Genomic DNA, 19140 nt, shown 5'->3' on the forward strand with positions numbered 1-19140 from the left:
TAATATAATAGGCACCTGCACTACAGGGGTTAAAAAAAATATAATTTGCTGTCGCTCAAAAAGATAACATTAGTACAATTTAAGAACTATGCCCGGGCCGATCACCGGTTTACCCAACGGATCGTAGGCATCACCGGGCGCAACGGTTCCGGAAAGACGAACCTCCTGGATGCCATTTATTACCTCTGCTTCACAAAAAGCTATTTTACCAGCAGCGAAGCCCAAAATACCCGGTATAATACCAATGGCTTCCGGATCGATGCATTCCTCGACAAGGACGGCCACGAGGAACATATTGTATGCACCGTCAAAGATGGCAAAAAGGATATTGCCCTCAACGATGAATCCTACGAACGCTTTTCCCAGCACATCGGCAAATTTCCTGCTGTCATGATCGCCCCTGACGATGCCGAAATCATCCTGGGGGGCAGCGAAGAACGCCGCAAATGGCTGGATGCCCTGCTCTGCCAGCTACACCCTGGCTACCTGGATCACCTCATCACCTATCAGAAAGTATTACAGCAGCGCAACAGTCTGCTAAAAACAAGCCCTGCCGCCGGACAGGATCTCCTGCTCGACGTATTTGACGATCAGCTCATTCAACACGGCACTCCTATATATGAATGGCGCAGAAATTTTTTGCCCGCCTTCATACAACAGGTCCAATCCTTATATGATTATATCGCCGGCCAGCATGAGGTGGTGAACATTCAATATCTCTGCGGACTCCATGAGCAATCATTTGCACAACTACTACATGCCAATCGCTATAAGGATACAGTGATGCAGCGTACTACCGGTGGTATACACAAAGATGATCTGCTCTTTCTGCTGGATGACCATGCTATGAAATCAAGTGCATCGCAGGGACAACGAAAAAGTTTTTTGTTTGCACTGAAACTGGCGCAGTATGAAGTGATCAGAAAACACAAAGGCTTTGCCCCATTACTTCTGCTCGATGATGTATTTGAAAAACTGGACCAGGAGCGTGTTTCACGCCTTATACAGCTGGTAAGCGGTGCTGATTACGGGCAGGTGTTTATCACTGATACACATGCGACAAGATTACTGGATGCATTTAAAGAAAAAGAAGCAGGTTTTCAATTGGTAGAGATGGAGTAATCCGTATCTTTGCCGCATGCGCTACGGTATTACGACAATGGGAGATGCCCTCAGAGATTTTATGGATAAAAGCCGGATGAAACCACGGCTTACAGAAGTACGGATCAGAGAGAACTGGGAACAAATCATGGGTAAAACAATCTCCAGGTATACTGAAGGTATTCAGCTGATTGACGGGAAGTTGTTGATTTCTACCAACGTAGCGCCATTGAAACAGGAATTATCCTATTCAAAGGATAAGATTATTAAATTGGTCAACGATATGCTGGGTGAGCCGGTGGTAAGGGAAGTAGTGATCCGATGATGATCATTTTTTTTGTCCTTACCATTCTTCCTCAAACGGCGAAAACATTAGCTTTCAACTAATGTTCTCAACCTGGTAATATAAACTTATAAGCTCGCCGTTGACTTTGAAGATTTCGAATTAAACTCCTTAATCAGCATATTGATATCGTCTACATGTAAGCTGGTATGCAAATGCACCAACAATATATCCTTCTCATCCTGGATCAACAACACTACATTTCCCAGGTTATCATCCGCGCCTTTATTTAATACATGTACCACACTACCATGATCTCTTACTTCCATCAGTAAATCAAAGTGTTCTTTATCAATCAGCTTTTGTTTCAGCTTCAACAGATCACTTGCAGGAATCGGCCCGTCATAACCTTCCATGGCATAGAGCTTGATTTTGTGGATCTTTGAAAAGAGCATCCTTGCATCTGCACCATCGGAGGTTTTCTTGTCATTTGGAATGAGGCTGGTTACAAAGCGCATAGGTAATCTGCCTACGCCTATTCTGAAAGTTACGGCTACACCTCTGTGAGCATTGTAGAATTGGGCGAGGAGGCGATCCTGGGCCTGGGTAGTGCTGGTACTGAGGAGTAGGATTACGAGGCATGATAATGCGAGGAAATGTTTCATAAGGGTAATTTTAAATTCAGTGGTTTACATCGTACTTTTCTTATTCAGTGATTTCAGCCTGTCCATCCCCCCGATATTCATATCATTGGCTATCTGGCTGATTTCATTCAGGTCAATATCACCCAGGAGACTCATCGCCACAAATTCATCTTTACTACCCACCAGCATAATCAGCTCCGCAATATTCCCCTTGCTGTTTTCTTTTACCATGAACTTCACCAGTTCCCCCTCACTCCGTACAGTCATCAGTTCCTCATACTCTTTCGTGAGTTGGGAAGCGGCTTCCTGATAAAGCTTATTCCCTTCTTTCGTGTTTTCTTTTACAAGGATTCTCAGTCCTTTGAGCTTTTTGACAATAGCCATGAAGCTCTTTCCTTCAGCAGAATTGATGTCAAATTTGCTGAACATGGAGAACATCTTAGGTGTGACGCTGACCAGCGTGAAACTTTGGTCGTTTTCATACTTCTGAAAAAAACGGTCGATCACACTTACCTGTTGGGCAAACAGCCCCGTACCTGCTGTTAATAGCAACAGCAATAAACATAAGCGTTTCATTGTTTTCAATTTTATTTTTAAGGAATTAGAATGGCCAGATTTGCCTTTGTTTTGTTACGTTTTGCTCACGGGATACTTTTAATGACGTTCGAATTTTAAGTTTAATTCCGGTTAATGCAGCTTATTCCATTTCATACCGACTTATACATTTTATTACCGTTTCATTCAAACAAATTCATTTCATACCGTTATACTTTTTTGAATCTTCAGTTTCGCACTTTAATCCGCTTTAATAATCTCCGTCGCCTCATTGAAATAGGCAATCTTCTTTGCCTGCGCCGTCCCCTTGTTCAGGTTCTTCGCCAACAACTCCAGGGCCTTCTTTGTTGCTGCATACGCCTCCTTTGGATCATCGTAGGTATCCGCCTTATTCAGCGCCTCCGCCATACTATGATCACTCATCTCCTGCTCCTTGACCTTAAACTGCCGGCCACTGTATGCCAGTCCTACTCCTAAAAGCAGCACTGCCGCATATTTCATCCAGTGCTGATAAGGACGGGGCATAGTCACCACTCCCGTAGTTTTTTCAGGCTGTTCTTCCAGGACAGGTATTTCGGCCACCGATCCATTCTCCAATCCATCCATATCCTCCACCTCCCTCAAATCCAGCTCCTCAAACACCGTCATTTCCCTCTCCCCCTCTGCCACAAAATACCCAAACAAGGCCGCCGCCTCCAACAAATCCGCCGGCAGCTCCTGCCTGTTCCCGGCAAAAAAACTGCGCAGCAAATCCTCTTCTTCCAGCGAAGTTTCCCCTTCCCAATACCGGCTTAGTATTTCTCTGATCTCATTATACTCCATACACTTGCAGTTTTTGTAATTGTTCACGTACTGATTTGCGGGCACGATGTAAATTCACTTTCACATCACTTAAATCTATTTCCAAAATATCCGCAATCTCCTGATAAGTGTGACCATCTATATCACGCAATTGCATGATAGTACGGTATTTTTCCGGCAATGCCCGCATGATCCGGTGGACGCTGTTCATCACATCCTGCCTGGCCGTAGCCTCGTGAGGATTATCCTGATGAGTGACAGCTATATCTACAACCTTGTCCAGCTCTTCTGACCTGCGGTACTTCTTAGACTTCAATCTGTCCAATGCCAGGTTGCGTACGATCCGCATACACCATGCCTCCATGTTCTGCAGCTCCGCCATGCGTTCTTTCTGCTGCCAGACCTTCATCATCGCATCCTGGGTGATGTCCCTCGCGTCTTCCTCATTTCCCAGCAGGTGGTATGCAAAGCGATAGAGCTTTTGCCTGACCGGGACGACTTGTGATTCAAATAGTGCAAGAGACATATGTTATACCAGGGCGTTTATATAAGGAAGACGACTCGTAAATAAGTTTGTTACAAAAGTTCTTAATTTTTTTTCCTTAAATAAAAAAAGGCCCTTAGGGCCTTGATATTCAATATCATTTACAACTTTATCCTCGGGTCTATCACACTATACAACACATCCGCCAGCAAATTAATCACCACAAAAATCCCCGCCGTAAACAACACCGCCCCCATCAACACCGGGAAATCAAACTTCTCCAGGGCATCCACCGTCATCTTCCCTATCCCCTTCCACCCGAAGATATACTCCACAAAAAACGCCCCCGCCAGCAACTCCGCAAACCACCCCGTGATCGCTGTCACCACCGGATTCAAAGCATTCCGCAATGCATGCCTGAGTATCACCGTCCGCTTTTGCAGTCCCTTTGCATACGCCGTCCTGATATAATCCTGGTGCAATACATCCAGCATCGCCCCCCGTGTCAACTGCACGATAATCGCCAATGGCCTGATCCCCAATGTCACTGCCGGCAAAATCAGGTTTCGCAATGTCAGCGTTCTCCCTGAAAAGGCATCATAATCAAACAAACTCCCCGTCATATGCAGACCCGTATAATCACTCAGCACAAAGCCAAACATATACGCCAATACAATTCCCATAAAGAACGAAGGTGCCGAAATCCCTACCACACTTGCAAACACCGCCCCGGTATCCATCCAGGTATCCTTCTTCACTGCCGATAAGATGCCCAGTCCAATCCCCGCCACCGTAGCAAACAATATTGCCGCCACCGCCAGCACTAATGTCCCGGGCAAAGCCTCCGTCAGCATCTCCCATACATCCTTCTTCCCCTGGTAGGACCTTCTTAAATAAGGTGTCTTCAATACTAAAAGCCTGTCTCCACTCAAATGCAACAAAGACACAAAGTGCAAAGCACTCTCTGCCTCTTCCCGGCTATGTACCGATACCGGCGATAAATCATTCAGATACAACAGGAACTGTACCGCCACAGGCTTATCCAAATGCAATTCCTTCCGCACATTCTCCAGCGAAGCCACATCCGCCCGCTGTCCCAGCGTTAACCGCGCCGGATCACCTGGCAGTACATTAAATAAAAAAAATACCAGTGCCACTACACCGAGCAGCACCAGTATTCCGTAACTTATTTTCCGCAGGAGAAATCTCAGCATAAATTAGTCGATAGCAAATGGCAAATCATGATAGCTCCACTTTCCCTTGATTGTACCTTTCTCGAGCAACAGCAAACAAGGATTACTCCTTCCCGCTGTCTTAATGGCCGTTCCGTCCATATTCAGGAACTGGAACTCCAGTCCGTTTGCCTTCACAAAAGGTGCCACCTGATCTTTCGTAGAAGCCGTTACCCCATAAATATAACACTTACCCTGCTTTGCCATTGACTGCAATACAGCCATCTTACGTTGCCAGCCATCACCCGCCTCTTTCACATCCTTTACCAGGAACAAATACACCGGTGTCGTCTCTGTCAATATTGCCTCGGTCTGGTTACCGCCATCGAAATCCGTCAGGATAAAGTCCTTGATCGGTGGCTCACCATCCCCTTCCTTCACCAGTTTATCTTTTCTATCTACATACACCCAGGTACTGTCATTCCATGGGAAATTCTCGGTTGTAAACTCCTTCTCCTTTCCATCTTTCTTATAGATCAACACGGTTTCATATACATCCGGATGTGCTCCCGGCGGCAGTTTCATTTTCTCAGGAATATTGTTCCCTACCTTATAGCCCAGGCAATCCACGATTGGCAAATGCACCAGCGTATACCACTGGATGCCCAGGGAGAAAATCAGTGACACCAGCATCAACGCCCCATTCGCTTTCGTACCAAACAAAGGCCCGATTTTATTTCTATAAAGGAAGATCACAAGAATCATCACCAGCAATGCCACATCTTTCCAGAATGTTTCTGCCGGAGACAACTTAATACAATCCCCAAAACAACCACATTCACGCACGGTACCACTAAACAGCGCATAGGCTGTCAGGAACGTAAAGAACGCTATCAGCAGCAGGATCAGCCAGGAGAACAGGCGCATCCTGTACCCGATCAGTATCGCCACACCACATACAATCTCAAAAGTATTCATGGCCACTGAGTATACCAGGGAGTAGTGCGACATAAAACCCAGGTGCAATACTTCGAAGAACTCATCCATCTTATAACTCAGGCCCAGCGGATCATTCGCTTTGATCAGACCGGAAAAGATGAACAACACCCCCACAATGATTCTTAATAGGTTAAGGAGAAATTTCATGGATAATTTAATTTATTATGCCAGTTTACCTACCGGCACATCAACACATTATAGCTAAATTTGCATGGCAAAATAATCAATAATACGCAAACAGGATAAACGGAAAGGAGGAATGGCAATTATGAGTACTATTAACTGTAAAGGCAAATTACTGGACCTGTCAACCACCCCGGTGGTGATGGGGATCATCAATATCACTGATGATTCTTTTTTTGCTGATAGTCGCACCAAACAACTGGATGCGATCCTGGACAGGGCTGCACAGCACCTGGCTGAAGGTGCGCAGATCCTGGATATCGGGGCACAGAGCACCCGGCCCGGCGCTGTAACTGTGGGCGAAGAAACGGAAATTGACAGACTGATACCCGCTATCTCTGCACTGGTTGAGCGGTTTCCCGATGTCATTATCTCTGTCGATACATACTATGCAAGGGTTGCGGAGCAATGCATCCATGCCGGTGCCGCCATCATCAACGATATCAGTGCCGGCGACCTGGATCCGGATATGATCTCCGTAGCAGCAGCTACCAAAGCCCCCTATATTGCCATGCATATGCAGGGTACCCCCTCGAATATGCAGCAGCAACCACATTATGAAGATGTGACCCGCGAAGTACTGGATTACTTCATTCAAAAAAAAGCTGCCTGCCTGCAGGCCGGCATCAAAGACATTATTATCGACCCGGGCTTTGGTTTTGGTAAAACCCTGGCACACAACTACACGCTTTTGAAAAATATAGATGCTTTTCATATATTGGATTGTCCAATATTGATTGGCATTTCCAGGAAATCGATGATTTATAAATTGCTGGGCAATACGCCCGCAGAAGCGCTGAACGGTACAACGGTGTTGAATACACTCTCTTTACAGGCAGGCGCACAGATCCTAAGGGTACACGATGTAAAGGCTGCGATGGAAGCCGTAAGAATCCATCAGTTTATGAAAGGTCTCTAATATTTCCTGATCAGGATGTACCCTGAATACCCCTCTTTCTATGAAAGAGTTTGAGGAAGTTCATATCCCGGTATGCAACTCCTATTTAAACCATATCTATTTAATATTCATTATTTTTACAATCTATGGATGACTTGTTTCAATTTTACGGATACCGTTACAACTGGTTGAACGTACTTGACCTGGCGATAGTAATCTTTCTGGTAATTCAGCTCTACCGCCTGCTCAAAGGCAGTCTGGCATTCAATATATTCGTTGGTTTGCTCATGGTGTACTTCGCCTATTTCATGGTGGAGCTCCTGCACATGCCCATCCTCACCCTCATCCTGCAGAACTTTATCAATATCGGACTGATTGCTATTATCATCATCTTTCAGCCCGAAATCCGTAAGTTCCTGCTGGTATTAGGCAAGAAAGCACCGCTCAGCAAAGACAGCTTCTTCACGAAGCTCTTCCTGCCTGATAAATTCAAAAGCTACAAAGAAGAAGAAAATATCATTGACGAAGTGGTCACTGCTGTCAGCCACATGGCGGCTACTTATACCGGTGCCCTGATCGTCATATCCAATTCTTACCGTGTAAAGTTCGATACCGCTTCCAGCATTTCCCTGGATAGTAATATCAACGCAAAACTGCTGGAAAGCATCTTCTGTAAAGGGAGTCCGTTGCATGACGGAGCCCTCATCATTGTAGGCAACAAGATCCTGGCAGCCAAGGTGATCCTGCCGGTATCGGAGAATCCGAATCTTCCCTTGCAGGTAGGCCTGCGGCACCGATCAGCGGTGGGAATTACAGAGCATAGTGATAATCTTGCTATTGTAGTCTCGGAAGAAAGAGGGACGATTTCTTATGCAGAAGATGGAAGTTTGACACAGGATGTATCGCTGGAGGATCTGAAGAGTAAGTTATATGAAGTGCTGGTAGACGGATATACTGGTTAAAATGAATCACTAACCTGAAATATCCTGATAATACCAGGGCATAAAAAAGGCTGAACGCATCAAACGTTCAGCCTTTTTTATTATAAGAAGTTATTAATTATTTCTTCTTAGCTGGCGCAGCAGGAGCAGCAGGAGCAGCAGTTGGTTTTACAACATCCAGCAGTTCCACATCAAACACCAGTACGGAGTTAGAAGGGATCATTGGAGTTGGCTGCAGACCATAACCCAGACCGGAAGGCAGGATCAGGGTAGCTTTGGTACCTTTCTTCAGAGAAGCGATACCAGCATCCCAACCTTTAATTACATAACCTTTACCAATTGGGAAACGGATTGGTTGCAGTGGTCTGCCTGGGTTGATGGTAGAATCAACGGAAGAATCAAACACTTTACCATTCAGCAGTTTACCAGTATAGTTTACTACTACGGTATCACCTGGCTGAGGCTGTTCGCCTGTACCAGCTACCTGAGTAGCTACATAAACGCCTTCAGCTGTAGGAGTAGCCTGGATGTTGTTCTTTGCAGTATAATCCTTGATCAGTTTCTGATCTTCAGCCAATTGCTTAGCAGCAGAATATTTGCTCACAACTACGAAAGTAACGTTCAGCTTGTCACCTTTCTTAGCAAAAGGAGGACGTGGCTGAGGCAGGGAGTCTACAGGGATTGCAAAGGTAGCGCTATCGCCTTCGTGCAGGGCAGCCAGACCGTCCATCAGGTCCCATTTCTGCTGAGACTTCTGGATCAGTACAGGAACCGGTGCGCCACCGCTTCTTTCGCGGGAAGTAGCCAGCGTGGAATCGTTCAGTTTCTGGATGATGTTCATCAGCACGGTGTCACCTTCTTTCAACTGCGCACCACTACCTGATTTATGAACGATATAATCTACGCCACCGGGAGTCTTCTTGTGACCACCGCCACCGCAGGAGGCCAGCAACAGGCCCAATGCTGCAACTAACAACTGATTGTTCTTTTTCATTTGACTGTATTAGTAGGATTGAATGACTTATTGTAATGCTTCTTCGTTTTCAGCGATCGCCTTAACAAAACGCTGCACGGTCACCTCAAGGGAATCAGCACTATGACCACCGGCTGCATGAAAATGACCACCGCCGTCAAAGTACTTACGGGCAAAGGTATTCACGTCAAAATCGCCTTTGGAACGGAACGATAGCTTTACCTCCTGGTGACGGTCTATAATCAGCGCCGCCATCTTGATGCCCTGGATAGAGAGCAGGAAGTTGACCACACCCTCCGTATCGCCCGTTTGCAGGTCGAAACGCTTCAGATCAGTATATGGAATAGCGATCATTGCGGTGTTATACTCATAATAAACCTCCATCCGGTTCAGCAGGCTATGGCCCAGAAAGCGGAGACGGTTTTCAAGGAAATTATCATAAATCGCCTGGTGGATCAGCTCGTGGTTCAGACCATGATCCAGTAAATCAGCCACCATACGATGCACACGGGACGATGTAGAGGCAAAACGGAAAGAACCGGTGTCTGTCATGGTACCTGCATAGATGCATTGTGCCATTGCATCGTTAATATAACGCTCTTCACCCATTTTGTGTATAGTCTCATACACTAATAGTGCCGTAGAAGCCGCTGTGGTGTCACTCACGCCATAGTCAAACACTGGCTGAGGCTCCAGGTGATGGTCGATCAGTATTTTCGCACAATTCAAAGCTGCCAGGTATGGCTCCATGTTCTTAGTCCTGTACAAGGCATTGAAATCCAGACAAAACAGCAATTCCACACCCTCCAATGCCTTCATCGCCTTGTCCTGCGAAGACTCAAAATCCAGCACTTCCTGTGAACCCGGCATCCAATTCAGGAAATCCGGAAAATTGGTAGGTGAAATAACAGTTACCTCGTGTCCTTTCTGCTTCAAATAATGGTACAAGGCCAGAGAACTTCCCATTGCATCTGCATCCGGTTTCTGATGCATCGTGATTACCACTCTTTTAAGGGTTTCCAGCAAAGGCTTAATTTCCTCGATCCTCTTCATTTTATATTAATAATATAATGTAACTGTTTTTACCGAAAAATGAAGTGCGAAGTTCTCTATTTAGCGCAGAATTACAAAATTTTTGGGAGGAGGATTTAAAATTCCCTACTGAAGGGTAAAATTTCAGGCTAAATGCCTGTTTTAGCGGCAGAAATCGCTCTTTTTTTCTGTCTGTGAGCACTATCAGGCGCTTTTTTTTTCTGATTGCCTAAAATCTGGTTACATTTGCGCGCAAAATACGCTAATTAGTTACTCAATATATTATGGCTAACAACAGAACCTTTACAATGATCAAGCCGGATGCCGTAGAAAACGGTCATATCGGTGGTATCCTGAACAAGATCAACGAAGCTGGTTTCCGCATCGTAGCGATGAAGATGACCAGACTGTCTGCTCAGAAAGCAGGTGAATTCTATGCAGTACACAAAGAAAGACCTTTCTATGGTGAACTGGTTGAGTTCATGAGCAGTGGTCATATCGTAGCAGCTATCCTGGAAAAAGATAACGCTGTTGAAGAATTCCGCAAACTGATCGGTGCTACCAACCCAGCTAATGCTGAAGAAGGTACTATCCGCAAAATTTATGCTGAGTCTATCGGCCGTAACGCTGTTCACGGTTCTGACTCTGACGAGAATGCAGAGATCGAAGGTAACTTCTTCTTCTCTGGCCTGGAAAAATTCTAAGCTATTTCAGATATTCCGAAAGAGCGTCCTGTACCTGTTACAGGACGCTCTTTTTTTGAATGCCACAAGTCGTTAAAGCCAATTGAATACTACTGCTTATTAAAGCCAGCGGAAGTCCCTCACCTGAATGCCCGCTTTCATAAAGGTTCATTAACTTGCAGCCATGTGGGAGATCTATCTGAAAGGATTCAAAGCTTATTTACAACTCGAACGTTCCCTCTCCGGCAACTCTATCGAAGCCTACCTCCGGGATGTGGAGAAACTCGTGCAATACCTGCAATCGGCCAGCATCACCCTCCCACCCGACCAGATCGAACTCAAACACCTGCAATCCTGTGTACAATGGATTGCCAGTCTGGGTATGACCGCTACCTCACAGGCACGCATCATCTCAGGCATCAAAGCCTTTTATAAATACCTGCTCCTGGAAGACATTGTCAAAATAGATCCTACCCAGTTATTAGAAGCACCTAAAACCAAACGCCAGCTCCCCGATGTACTCAGCTTCGAAGAAATAGAACTGATCATCGCACAGATCAAAACCGGTACGCCCGAAGGAGCGCGTAACCGGGCCATCCTCGAAACCATGTACAGCTGCGGCTTACGTGTGAGTGAAGTCACCGGTTTACAGATCTCACAATTACATTTTGACGCAGGTTTTATCCGGGTAATCGGTAAGGGAGATAAGGAAAGACTGGTCCCTATTGGCCGTGATGCCATTAAGTACATTAATATATATAAGGATGAAGTAAGGGTACATATGCCCTGTAAACCCGGACAGGAAGACATTCTTTTTCTAAACCGCCGGGGTAGCGCCCTCACAAGGGTGATGATCTTCCTGGTGATCAAAGAACTCACGGCAGCAGCCGGAATTGAGAAACAGGTGTCACCACATACCTTCCGCCATTCATTTGCCACGCACCTGGTAGAAGGTGGTGCAGATCTGCGCGCCGTGCAGGAGATGCTGGGCCATGAGAGTATAACGACAACGGAGATTTATACGCACCTGGACAGAGAATACCTGAGAGATACCCTGCAAAGATTTCATCCAAGATTTTAAAATGAGATTAAATATTTCATCCCGTTCTACAGTAATACCTGAGAGATACGCTGCAAAGATTTCATCCAGGATTTTAAAATGAGCTTAAAATATTCCATCCTGTTCTTCTGAAACTGCTTAGAACCAACTACTTAATTCCCTGCAATTATTACCCTTTTGTTAATCATCCCGATCCCGTAACCAACCTATCGATAAGCGCATTATTTTACACCCGTAATTCAAAACCTACAAACTGTTACACGTTTACACTGTCAGTCCTCCCGGACCTGTACAATGCATGCGTTAGCACTTCCTATTGCCTGAAATTAACGCACAATGAAAGCATCAACTCTTCTGCATGTTCCTGCCACCATGCTGTTATCCCTCTTCCTGTTCAGCTGTTCGAAACAGGACCTGCCTGCGCCACAATTAAAAAACACTGTAGCTGCTACCAGTACCACAGCTGCCGTGAGTGTAACATCCAATAGCTGGATGACAGCGCTGGCAGACAACACCAATATTGCAGCCATCTCTATTCCCGGTACGCACGACAGTGGTGCACGCGTTGAACCAGTATCCGGTACGGCCAAATGCCAGGACCTCTCCATTGCAGACCAGCTGGAAGCCGGCATCCGCTATCTCGACATCCGCTGCAGGCACATTGACAATGCCTTCGCCATTCACCACGGCGCCATTTATCAAAACCTGAACTTCGACGATGTGCTCACTGCCTGTAAAACCTTCCTGACCAATCATCCAAAAGAAGTGATTGTGATGAGTGTAAAGGAAGAATATGATCCAAGCAACAACACCCGCACCTTCGAACAGACCTTTGATACTTATGTGTCGAAATACGGCATTATCTCCCTGGGTGCCACGGTGCCTGCCCTGGGAGATGTAAGAGGTAAGATCGTATTGCTCCGCCGCTTTTCAGCAACGACTACTCCAAAGGGTATCGATGCTACCAGCTGGGCAGACAACACCACTTTTACCATTAATAACGGTAATGCCAATCTGAAAATCCAGGATAATTACATTGTAAATGATAATGCATCCAAGTGGAGTAATGTCACTGCATTGTGGACGGAGTCAAGCAGTACCGGCAACAGTACCCTGTATATTAATTATACCAGCGGGTACAAACCCCTGATCTTTGGTATTCCAAGTATTACTTCGGTATCAGGTACTATTAATCCACAGATTGAAACTTATTTTTCTACCCATACTTCAGGTAGATATGGGATCGTGCCCATGGATTTTGCAAATTCGACAAGATCTAATGCGATCTTACACACGAACTTCTAAAAGCGGAAGGGTTCATCGCTATAGGCGATGAACCCTTCAATTATTTTCACCCCACCAACTTACTCAGCCACCGCGTTGCCTTCTTCACCACTCCTCCCTGCATCGTAATATTAATTACACTACAGGCATCAATCGCTCTCCTTCCGGGCATGGCTGCCACCTCCACATGCTCCTCCCATACCAGGCGCTTGTCCCTGTACACTTTAAAATACACATCGGGGCCAGGCAACTGTCCGCCGGACAGTTGCTTTCTACTGAATCTGATCTGGTAACGCCCCCGATCGTCTGTGCTGCCAGAGGCCAGCATCCGGTGGTTACCTGCATTGTACGCTTCTACCCGTAATTGTGATTGTCCCTCATAATCGTGGGTGCGCCTTACGATTCCGGCAATCACCCATGTACCATAGCTGGCTCGGATCTGTGCCCAGCTTTCAACTGGAATAACATAAGCATAAGCTGCTACATACTGCTGCATAGAATGCTTCCATTGGGGTACCAGCGTGCTCAGATGGAAATGTGTCTCCATCCTGTCGCCTGCCTCCTCGGGCATGCCCTGCAAACAAATGTCCAACTCTAAAGGTTCCGTGAATAAGTGCAATTGCTCCCAGCCAAGACTGAAATTGCCATGATGATCCAGGGCCGTTTCAGCCAATAACCGTTCCTGCTTATTCAACACCTCTGATGGGGTTAACTGCCTGGGGCCACTAAAAGAATTTTTATGGGGATAACGATTTGAAAGGTGCCCATCCGGCAAATAGACCCTGATTCGGGCGTTTACTAAGGGTTCAGTACTGTCAGCCGAGATCAATGCAGAAATGTTTCCAATTAGTAGGTAACACATAGTTGTAAATTTAAAAAATGGGGTCAACCCGGTTAACCTCAAATCCTGTCGTGGTTTCTCTGCATGTCTACTAGGAATGAACAAACTTTGGGTAGAAAGGCCCGTCGATGCTTGCTCGCATTGTGGGTATAGCCATTACCCACAATGCAAAGATTAAAAAGTCTCAAATGGCAGACAAGCGTTGTAATACGTTGTTTTTAGAATACGTAGTTCTACGCATTTTTCAGGGAGCCCTACGTTAGATTAGATACAAAACCATGCATTCTCTAACACATAACTCTATGATCCAACGCAAGATAAATTCAATTGCCGCCTCCTTATGGCACAAATATGGGATACCGGCCCCGGCTTTGAAAAGCGATTATTTATAATAATTTTACCGCCAATTAAAACAACAGCATTCGTATGAGTACTACTAAACCTAATTTCACCCCAGATGCAGGTGGATTTATTCACCATGACGAAGCACGACGTTTAAGGGACAACTACTGCAACAAAAAACGCCAGAAAGAACCACACAACCCTGATTTTATTCAGGCTTACTTCTTTGGGAAAGAAAAACTGCAACAACTTCTTGAATGTCAGGACGACATCATCGGACTCCGTATCTATTTCGGCGACGACCACGATCATCCTGAAAAGGAACTGAAGAAAATGGTCATCTATGCAGTAGACACAGAAGGCCACAACGTACATTACAAAGATTCAAAAGCTGCAAAGGAACTGAATCTCCGCGCCGGTTCCGCTGCGCCTATCGAATTCGCAGCGCTGGACCAGGGTTTACCTTGTCCGACAAATTGCCCTGATAAAGGAACCGTTTAAACCAAAAGGCAGGTGATTTCATATCTGATTACGTTCTACATCATGGAGGGGGTCGAATTTTTACTTTTGATCCCCTTTATCATGAACTTCAATATTCTCGACAGGAGTGGCAGATCGATCTTTTACTATCTAATCAGCAGTACTGTCTTTGCCGGCGGCTCGCACTTGCTGGCTCATATTTTCGGAAATAACATGTGGTTCTTTGCGGCCATGTGCTACATCCAATTCCTCATTCTTACCATCTTTTTCTATCATGTATTTAAAAACCAGCTGTTCAAGAAAATATTACTCATTGTTTTAGGGCTCACCACCTGTTTTGCGATAACTGATTTCGTTTACCTGGAGGGGCCTAAAGCCTATAACTCCTATGCTATCTCCATTGAGAACCTCTTCCTTTTACTGTACAGTGTCATTTATTTCTGGGAACTCATGCGCGACGAGGACCTGGTGAAACAATCCATCTTTGTCAACAACCTTCCTAACTTCTGGTACAATAGCGGCCTGTTTATTTACCATTGCTCCAACTTTATGTTGTCCCTGGCTTATAACTTTTTGCAGCACACCGATTTTGACAGAAGTATACAAAATGCCACGCTTTCTGTTACCTTTATCGGCGGCTTTGCAGAAGTAGTGCTGATCTTCATTGGACTCCTCAAAGCCAAAAAATTCAGGTCATGAACAGTTACGAAGTAGTTATCATCGGTACGGCAGTCATGCTCATCATGGGCATCTTTGTCATCGTACTCGTTATATTTCAGCAGAAACAGGTTATTCAACACAAACTCCTGATCAGGGACAAAGACCTGGAACTGCAGAAAGAACGCCTGGTAGCCATTCTTCAGGGCCAGGAACTGGAACGCAAACGTATCGCAGAAGACCTTCACGATGAAGTAGGTGCCCAGCTCTCCGTGCTCAAACTCAATCTCAACCAGCTCCAGCCATTACTCAAAACAGGTAATGGGGAGCAGGAACAATTAAAAGAAACCAAAGAATTTACAGATACTATCATCCAGCACCTGCGCTTCATCTCCCAAAGCCTGCACCCACAGGCACTTGAAAACCTGGGCCTGAGCCGGGCGCTGGATTCTTTCTGTAATATGATGAACCGAAACAAACAGGTGCAGATCCACTTTACTGAAGACAGTAACCACCACGATGTTGAACCCGAAAAAGCCCTGAATATTTACCGTGTGGTACAGGAACTCATCAACAATATTCTGAAACACGCACAGGCAACACAAGTCCAGATTACCTACATGACAACCCCGACCCTGCTAAGTATTTATGTAGTTGACAATGGAAATGGCCAGCTGCTGCACTCGCTGGAGAATGCCCGCCATAAAACAGGCAGCCTGGGCCTGAAGAATATTGAAAGCCGCCTCAACATCATAGGCGGTACTATTCACTACAAACCCGGCGTACCTGCCGGTACCATCGCCGAAATCAAAGTAGAAAATTATCAGCACGCTGAGTAATACTGGTATTTTATTCTAGCTTTGTCCCTGAGCAAAGACCACGTGAGACGAATCGGGACAAAAACGCAACCAATATAAACGGCTCCCTCTATGACAAACAACATTAAGGTAGCTATCGCCGATGACCATAAAATCTTCCGGAGTGGGGTGATCAATACCCTCACACCCTATGAAAACATCAATGTGGTGTTTGAAGCTGAAGATGGCGTGCATTTACTACAGATCATGGAAGAACAACAGCCAGATGTGATTCTCATGGATCTGAAAATGCCCAACATGGATGGCATAGAAGCTACCAAAAAAGTAAGGGAAAAATATGCCCACGTTAAAGTAATCGTACTTACCATGTATGAAGACGACAACTTTATTGTACATCTCATTGAGAACGGCGCAAATGCCTACCTGCTGAAAAATGCAGAACCAGGTGAGATTTATGAGGCTATTTGTACTACCTACGAAAAAGGGTTTTATTTTAATGAAAATGTGAACCTGGCGCTTCTTAAGAAGGTCATGCACAAAACCAGGCAACAGTTCAAACCGACTTTCCGCAGCGAGGTGCCCCTCACCGACCGCGAACTGGAAGTACTGCGCCTGATCTGTGAAGAACTGACCACACAACAGATCTCAGAGAAGATTTTCCTGAGTCCGAGAACAGTGGAAGGACTCCGCCAGAAGTTGCTGGAAAAGACCGGTGCTAAGAACATTGTAGGCCTCGTGATGTACGCCTTCAGGAACGGCCTGATTGAATAGAACGCGATTTTATTTAGTAAGGGAAGGGGTAATTTAGTAGAACTGGACTTATTTTGTAAGAACGGGACTTATTTTTATAGGAACGGGATTTATTTAGCAGGAACAGGACTTGTTTTGTAAAAACAGGATTTATTTTGTCATGTGAAGGAGGAATTTATCAGATACAATTTGATAAAGCCCTCCTCTATCCACTACATTTCCATCACTGGCAACCTGATTGCACAGGCTTCATTCCATTATGTGCAGGCTGCAATAATTGAATGATCCAGGCCAGTACGATCACCAATAAACACCCGATCGCATTCAGCCACAGGAACGACACTATATTGGTAATAAAGACAATGATCACCAGTATTTCCGCCACTATTGCCGCCCAGAATACCGCTGTGCCACCGATCCGCTTACAATAAAATGCCACCAGGAAGATACCGAGTATCACGCCATAAAACAGTGATCCCAGTACATTCACCGCTTCTATCAGGCTCCCCAGTTTGCTTGCAAACTGCGCTACTACTATGCAGAACAGTCCCCAGATGAACGTCCACCAGCGCGATGCCTTAAAGTAATGTTCGTCAGGGGCTGTTGGTCTGAACTGTCTTTTGTAAATATCAATCACCGTAGTCGATGCCAGCGAATTCAGGGCCGCTGCAATGCTACCCCATGCCGCTAAGAAGATAATCGCTATCAGCAGTCCTACCAGGCCTTTTGGCAGATTATTGACGACAAAATGAAGGAAGATATAATTCGTATCATTCGTATCCGCTGCCGGATCGGCTTTTTTAATATAGTCTATAGCGGTAGTACGCACCTTCATCGCATTTGCCTCTGCAGCCTGCAACTTTTGCTGCGCCATCTCCACCCCTGCATTGTCTTTGTTTTTAATGGCGCTGGACAATGCCCTCACCTGCTCCTGCTTCACCTGGTTGAAACTATTATATTCCGCCCGGAGTTGTTGTAAGGCAGGCCCCTCCACCTTACTCAGCTGCGCTTCATTAAAGAAGATAGGTGCCCTGAAATACAAATAAAACACGAATACCATCGAGCCCAGTAATAAGATCAGGAACTGCATCGGCACCTTCACCAGGCCATTCATCAGTAAGCCTAACCGTGACTCCGTCACACTCTTTGCAGTGAGGTAGCGCCCTACCTGCGACTGATCCGTTCCAAAATAAGAAAGTGCTAAAAAGAACCCGCCTACCAGGCCACTCCAGATATTATACTTGTCCTTCCAGTCGAAATCAGTCACAATCACATTCAGCTTATTCATCTTGCCCGCCACCTTTAGGGCATCATTAAATCCTATGCCATCAGGTAGCAGATGCACCACCATCCAGCCTGCCAGGAACATGCCCACAAAGATGATGACCAGTTGCAGGGTCTGGGTATAACTCACTGCCCTGGTACCACCGGAGACCGTGTAGATAATAAGGAGTCCGCCCATAATCACATTGGTCCAGTAAATGTTCCAGCCCAGCAATGAAGAAAGAATGATGGCCGGGGCATAAATACTGATCCCGGTAGACAATGCACGCTGTACTAAAAATAATATAGCCGTAAACGTACGCGTCTTACAATCGAATCGCCCTTCCAGGTATTCGTACGCAGTGAATACTTTCAGTTTGTGATAAATAGGCACAAAGGCAATACAGATCACTACCATTGCCAGCGGCAGTCCGAAATAATATTGTACAAAACGCATCCCGTCAGTATAAGCCTGACCTGGTGCAGAGAGAAAGGTAATGGCACTCGCCTGTGTGCCGATGATAGACAACAGTACAATATACCATGGCATAGACTGGTTATCCAGGAAATAGCCGGCCATATCCTTCTGACCACGGCTCTTCCAGATCCCGTATAAAATAATCCCGATTAATGTACCCCCCAGTACAATCCAATCTGCTACACTCATGAATAAACTTTAGTGAATAAATAAAACGCGCCGATCAGCAGGCAGAGCCAGCCGGTTACGAGTGCATACCATTGCCACCAATGTGGCAGCAACGGAGGTTTATTTTCTTCGATATAATCAGGGAACTCCTCCCATTCCGGCGGGAATGGCGGTTTATTCTTTTTCATAACAAATACTTCCTTTAGCTCAATTACTTTTTATCTGGCAATGAGTTGGGAGCCGGAGCGGT

At 45.6% G+C, this 19140-nt stretch carries 22 protein-coding genes; 11 read left to right on the forward strand and 11 right to left on the reverse strand.

The window, feature by feature from the left end; genetic code table 11:
• Window positions 1–45 precede the first annotated feature (45 nt).
• On the forward strand, window positions 46–1122 hold the full coding sequence (recF, locus tag DXN04_RS18045; RefSeq protein WP_116854780.1) for a DNA replication/repair protein RecF: 1077 nt from the start codon (window positions 46–48) through the stop codon (window positions 1120–1122).
• 16 nt (window positions 1123–1138) lie between these two features.
• Window positions 1139–1426 carry a DUF721 domain-containing protein gene (locus DXN04_RS18050; protein WP_116854781.1) on the forward strand — a complete coding sequence of 96 codons (288 nt, stop codon included), beginning with the start codon at window positions 1139–1141 and terminating at the stop codon, window positions 1424–1426.
• Between the two features lie 86 nt (window positions 1427–1512).
• On the opposite strand, the gene DXN04_RS18055 is transcribed toward DXN04_RS18050, so the two are convergent.
• The 6 genes from DXN04_RS18055 to DXN04_RS18080 all read right to left on the reverse strand — a co-directional run bounded on the left by DXN04_RS18055 (window position 1513) and on the right by DXN04_RS18080 (window position 6186).
• Window positions 1513–2049, reverse strand: a complete 537-nt coding sequence (locus tag DXN04_RS18055) for a DUF4252 domain-containing protein (protein ID WP_116854782.1) — start codon at window positions 2047–2049, stop codon at window positions 1513–1515.
• 24 nt (window positions 2050–2073) lie between these two features.
• Window positions 2074–2604 (reverse strand): DUF4252 domain-containing protein, encoded by a 531-nt coding sequence (locus DXN04_RS18060; RefSeq protein WP_116854783.1) that lies wholly within the window; start codon window positions 2602–2604, stop codon window positions 2074–2076.
• A 219-nt stretch (window positions 2605–2823) separates the two neighbouring features.
• Window positions 2824–3405 (reverse strand): hypothetical protein, encoded by a 582-nt coding sequence (locus tag DXN04_RS18065; RefSeq protein ID WP_116854784.1) that lies wholly within the window; start codon window positions 3403–3405, stop codon window positions 2824–2826.
• Window positions 3395–3910 (reverse strand): RNA polymerase sigma factor, encoded by a 516-nt coding sequence (locus tag DXN04_RS18070; RefSeq protein WP_116854785.1) that lies wholly within the window; start codon window positions 3908–3910, stop codon window positions 3395–3397. The genes DXN04_RS18065 and DXN04_RS18070 overlap by 11 nt, the downstream gene beginning before the upstream one ends.
• Before the next feature lie 119 nt (window positions 3911–4029).
• Window positions 4030–5082, reverse strand: coding sequence for an ABC transporter permease (locus DXN04_RS18075; protein ID WP_116854786.1), 1053 nt, complete (start codon window positions 5080–5082; stop codon window positions 4030–4032).
• 3 nt (window positions 5083–5085) lie between these two features.
• Complete coding sequence (locus DXN04_RS18080) at window positions 5086–6186, reverse strand: BT_3928 family protein (RefSeq protein ID WP_116854787.1); 1101 nt, start codon at window positions 6184–6186, stop codon at window positions 5086–5088.
• Between the two features lie 121 nt (window positions 6187–6307).
• Between DXN04_RS18080 and folP the strand changes: the two genes are divergently transcribed.
• Complete coding sequence (gene folP, locus DXN04_RS18085; RefSeq protein WP_116854918.1) at window positions 6308–7141, forward strand: dihydropteroate synthase; 834 nt, start codon at window positions 6308–6310, stop codon at window positions 7139–7141.
• A gap of 125 nt (window positions 7142–7266) precedes the next feature.
• A complete protein-coding gene (gene cdaA, locus DXN04_RS18090) occupies window positions 7267–8082 on the forward strand; it encodes a diadenylate cyclase CdaA (RefSeq protein ID WP_116854788.1) in 816 nt (271 codons plus the stop codon).
• A 97-nt stretch (window positions 8083–8179) separates the two neighbouring features.
• Here cdaA and DXN04_RS18095 read toward each other — a convergent pair whose 3' ends face one another.
• A complete protein-coding gene (locus DXN04_RS18095) occupies window positions 8180–9055 on the reverse strand; it encodes an FKBP-type peptidyl-prolyl cis-trans isomerase (RefSeq protein ID WP_116854789.1) in 876 nt (291 codons plus the stop codon).
• A gap of 27 nt (window positions 9056–9082) precedes the next feature.
• The gene (locus tag DXN04_RS18100; protein ID WP_116854790.1) at window positions 9083–10087 is read right to left on the reverse strand and encodes a DHH family phosphoesterase; all 1005 of its coding nucleotides are present in this window, start codon (window positions 10085–10087) and stop codon (window positions 9083–9085) included.
• 263 nt (window positions 10088–10350) lie between these two features.
• Here DXN04_RS18100 and DXN04_RS18105 point away from each other — a divergent pair, with 263 nt between their 5' ends.
• The 3 genes from DXN04_RS18105 to DXN04_RS18115 all read left to right on the forward strand — a co-directional run bounded on the left by DXN04_RS18105 (window position 10351) and on the right by DXN04_RS18115 (window position 13114).
• Complete coding sequence (locus DXN04_RS18105; protein WP_116854791.1) at window positions 10351–10770, forward strand: nucleoside-diphosphate kinase; 420 nt, start codon at window positions 10351–10353, stop codon at window positions 10768–10770.
• A gap of 163 nt (window positions 10771–10933) precedes the next feature.
• Window positions 10934–11830: a site-specific tyrosine recombinase XerD gene (xerD, locus tag DXN04_RS18110; RefSeq protein ID WP_116854792.1), complete on the forward strand. Its 897-nt coding sequence runs from the start codon at window positions 10934–10936 to the stop codon at window positions 11828–11830.
• A 315-nt stretch (window positions 11831–12145) separates the two neighbouring features.
• Window positions 12146–13114 (forward strand): phosphatidylinositol-specific phospholipase C, encoded by a 969-nt coding sequence (locus tag DXN04_RS18115; protein WP_158569067.1) that lies wholly within the window; start codon window positions 12146–12148, stop codon window positions 13112–13114.
• Window positions 13115–13160: 46 nt separating this feature from the next.
• Here the strand turns inward: DXN04_RS18115 and DXN04_RS18120 are convergent, their stop codons facing one another.
• A complete protein-coding gene (locus DXN04_RS18120) occupies window positions 13161–13955 on the reverse strand; it encodes a hypothetical protein (protein WP_116854793.1) in 795 nt (264 codons plus the stop codon).
• A gap of 405 nt (window positions 13956–14360) precedes the next feature.
• Here DXN04_RS18120 and DXN04_RS18125 point away from each other — a divergent pair, with 405 nt between their 5' ends.
• From DXN04_RS18125 to DXN04_RS18140, 4 genes are all read left to right on the forward strand, one after another.
• The gene (locus tag DXN04_RS18125; protein WP_116854794.1) at window positions 14361–14777 is read left to right on the forward strand and encodes a hypothetical protein; all 417 of its coding nucleotides are present in this window, start codon (window positions 14361–14363) and stop codon (window positions 14775–14777) included.
• Window positions 14778–14858: 81 nt separating this feature from the next.
• Window positions 14859–15455, forward strand: a complete 597-nt coding sequence (locus DXN04_RS18130) for a hypothetical protein (RefSeq protein WP_116854795.1) — start codon at window positions 14859–14861, stop codon at window positions 15453–15455.
• Window positions 15452–16252 (forward strand): sensor histidine kinase, encoded by an 801-nt coding sequence (locus tag DXN04_RS18135; RefSeq protein ID WP_116854796.1) that lies wholly within the window; start codon window positions 15452–15454, stop codon window positions 16250–16252. The genes DXN04_RS18130 and DXN04_RS18135 overlap by 4 nt, the downstream gene beginning before the upstream one ends.
• A gap of 90 nt (window positions 16253–16342) precedes the next feature.
• Entirely contained in the window at window positions 16343–17002 is a 660-nt protein-coding gene (locus tag DXN04_RS18140; protein WP_116854797.1) for a response regulator transcription factor, read from the forward strand.
• Window positions 17003–17204: 202 nt separating this feature from the next.
• Here DXN04_RS18140 and DXN04_RS18145 read toward each other — a convergent pair whose 3' ends face one another.
• A complete protein-coding gene (locus DXN04_RS18145; RefSeq protein WP_116854798.1) occupies window positions 17205–18911 on the reverse strand; it encodes a sodium:solute symporter in 1707 nt (568 codons plus the stop codon).
• On the reverse strand, window positions 18908–19078 hold the full coding sequence (locus tag DXN04_RS34830; protein WP_158569068.1) for a hypothetical protein: 171 nt from the start codon (window positions 19076–19078) through the stop codon (window positions 18908–18910). The genes DXN04_RS18145 and DXN04_RS34830 overlap by 4 nt, the downstream gene beginning before the upstream one ends.
• Window positions 19079–19140: the final 62 nt, after the last annotated feature.

Origin of the sequence: Chitinophaga silvisoli, assembly GCF_003412465.1 — a bacterium.
Classification (GTDB): domain Bacteria; phylum Bacteroidota; class Bacteroidia; order Chitinophagales; family Chitinophagaceae; genus Chitinophaga; species Chitinophaga silvisoli.